This is a genomic window from Streptomyces sp. NPDC002130, from assembly GCF_040296465.1.
In the GTDB taxonomy this organism is placed as follows: Bacteria; Actinomycetota; Actinomycetes; order Streptomycetales; family Streptomycetaceae; genus Streptomyces.
On sequence record NZ_JBEOXI010000558.1, the window covers coordinates 1 to 2,438 of the forward strand.

The 2,438-nt window shown below is 65.3% G+C and carries 1 protein-coding gene and 1 pseudogene; one reads left to right on the forward strand and one right to left on the reverse strand.

What is annotated here, in order from left to right; all coding sequences use genetic code 11:
* Nucleotides 1-97 precede the first annotated feature (97 nt).
* Nucleotides 98-721, forward strand: a pseudogene (locus ABT116_RS51110) (aminotransferase class III-fold pyridoxal phosphate-dependent enzyme); the annotation flags it as partial.
* Between the two features lie 287 nt (nt 722-1,008).
* Here the strand turns inward: ABT116_RS51110 and ABT116_RS51115 are convergent.
* Nucleotides 1,009-2,438: hypothetical protein (locus tag ABT116_RS51115; protein WP_502984039.1), on the reverse strand; the 1,430-nt coding region annotated here is incomplete at its 5' end.

Sequence of the window (2,438 nt, forward strand, 5' to 3'; positions counted from 1 at the left end):
AGTACTGGTCGAAGGTTCGTACGCCCTCGACGGACGGGGCGTTGTACCGCGTCGTGCCGGGAGCAAGATCTTTTTCACCTCGGGTGGTTCGGATTCGGTGGACACTGCGGCGAAGCTCGCTCGTCGGTATTGGCATGAGGTGGGGCAGCCGGAGAAGGCGATCATTGTCGGTCGTCAGAAGGCGTATCACGGAATGCATGTTGCGGGAACGGCTCTGGCGGGTATTCCGGTGAACCGTGAGGGTTACGGCGAGCTGATGGCGGATGCGGCGACGGTCGGTTGGGATGATGCGAAGAGTCTGCTCGAGTTGATCGAGAGGATCGGTGCGAACAAGATCGCCGCGTTCTTCGCGGAGCCGATCATCGGTGCGGGTGGGGTGTATCTTCCGCCGGAGGGGTATCTGGCGGAGGTGCGTGACATCTGCCGTGAGCACGACATTCTGTTTGTCGTCGACGAGGTGGTGACCGGTTTCGGTCGTATCGGCGGCGAGTGGTTCGCGTCCACTCGTTTCGATTTGCAGCCGGACATGATGACCACGGCGAAGGGTTTGACGTCGGGTTATGTTCCGATGGGTGCGGTGTTCATCGCGCCGCGGGTGGCGGAGCCGTTTTATGCGGGTTCGTGGTGGCGTCATGGTTACACGTACGGCGGGCATGCCGGTGCTGCTGCTGCGGCGATGGCGAACCTCGACATTGTCGAGCGTGAGAATTTGCTCGGGGAGTCGAAGCGTTTGGAGGCGTCGTTGCATACGCATCTGCAGCCGTTGGCGGAGCATCCGCGGGTGGCGGCGTTGATCGCTCCACTGGTTCTGCGCGATCAATCGCAGCATCGATTCCTGGCGAGCCCGCTGGCGCTGGCAATCGGACGCTGGTCCTACGGCCTGTTCATCTGGCACCTGGCCGTACTGAACGCTGTGTTCCCCGTATTCGGCATAGTTCCGTTCTCGGGCAGCTTCTTCTACGTCCTGGCCCTGACGGTCGTCCTGAGCGTCGCTGTGGCCTCGGCCAGTTACGCCTTGGTGGAGGAACCGGCGCGCGTCGCGGTGACGCGGTGGGAGAAGCGCCGCCACATCGGTGAACCGGCAAAGGGCAACGCGGCCAACCCGGTCACGACCAAGGCCACCAACGTCGAGAACTGAATCGCGAACGAATCGCCCACATAGCCGCCCGGTGCCCGCCACGGTCCGGTCGAGAGCAGCGTGATGCCGATCATCGCGGCCACGCCGGCAGTGCCGACCAGAATGCGTGCGGTCCGAGCCGGGCCGAAGATTCGCAGCGCGGCAAGTCCGAGGATCGAGCACACGACGGCGATCGCCGCTCCCACTCCGCCGCCGATGACGGTGGCCGCCGCGAGCACGCCCACCCATCCTGCCGCGACGCTGCGCCACGGGCGGGGCGGTATGTGCGGCTTGGGTTCTCGGCGGGTGGGGACAAGAGCTGCGAACAGCAGCGGGATCAGCAACACGAGCCCGCCGAAGATGCCGAGACGGTACCAACGGTCGCTGGGGAAGTCGATGGTGACGGTTCCCGCGGTGCCTGCCGGCACGATCCAGCCCTGCTGCCAACCGTTCACGACCACCGGCGTCAGCTTGGAACCGTCCGGCGCCGTGGCGATCCAACCGATGCTGGTGCTCTCGGGATTGACGATCAACTGATCGGTGGACGAGTTCGTGACGGTGAGTTCCCGGTGATTCGCCGTCCACGCGGTCGATTCGAGCGGTGTATTCCGTTGCGCGGCTGAAGGACCGACAGCCGTCAGGTTGAGATTGTCGACCGAGAATGCGGGGCCCGGTTCGACGACTACTTCAGGCTGTCCCGCCGGCAAAGTTGCCGACGCGTCCAGGTCGCACACACGTGCCTCGACCGGTGCGCCGGTGCGAAGTTGGGCCGCCGTCGCTGTGATCGAGGTAGGGAACTGCTGTCCGGCAACCGAAATGGTCGGGCCGTCACCACAGGGGACGGTGACGGTGCGGTTGTCGAATGAGTCTGTGCCCTGCACGCCGGAACCGGCGATCGGTGTCCCGTCTGCGCCGACGACGCCGACCTCGGCGAGGCCGGTGGGCTGCGCCTGGGCGAAGCCGAGTGCCGTCTGATCGAGGACCGGTTCCCAATCGGTGACGCTGAGGACGATCTTGTCGGTGACGTAGGGGGAGAGGGTAACTCGACTGGTTCGAGGCGTTTCGTCTTCGAGGTCGGGCAGCTCTCGAACCTGCGGTCCGTTGCCGAGGTTCACCGCGACGCTGGTCGGCAGCGAGGGCAGGGTGCCAAGTCCTCGTGTGATGTCCAGGCCGGTGACCAGGGTGGGTTCGGGAAGGTTGAGAGTCAGAGTCGGTTTCGGGCCGCCCGGTTCGGTGGTGCTCTGCGGCGCCGACCACGTGGTGCGTGGGTCGCCGTCGGTGGCAGCGAAGGCAGATCCGCGTGTGTCGCCGATGTCGCTGG